The organism is Vibrio sp. 10N.222.55.C6, assembly GCF_041473395.1.
GTDB lineage: Bacteria > Pseudomonadota > Gammaproteobacteria > Enterobacterales > Vibrionaceae > Vibrio > Vibrio crassostreae_C.
Map to the genome: position 1 here is coordinate 1 of NZ_JBFRSD010001187.1, position 222 is coordinate 222.

1 protein-coding gene is annotated in these 222 nt (G+C 50.0%); it reads left to right on the top strand.

What is annotated here, in order from left to right; translation table 11 throughout:
• Positions 1–222, top strand: a 222-nt coding sequence (locus tag AB4486_RS28125) for a hypothetical protein (protein WP_372120116.1), incomplete at both ends; no start/stop codon positions are given.

Genomic DNA, 222 nt, shown 5'->3' on the forward strand with positions numbered 1-222 from the left:
GCTGCAACACCAATCGTAACAGTAGCGCTATTGATCGCTTATGTTGCCCTCGTTCGCGTATCAGCAAAATACGCCGCTGAAGGCGGCATGGAAATCGATGCTGAGCTTACTGAGGTTCCAGACCCTGGCCCAACGATTAAATCAGGTCTTCACTTCTTACTACCGATTGTCGTACTAGTATGGTGTCTAACCGTTGAGCGCTTCTCTCCGGGTCTATCTGCA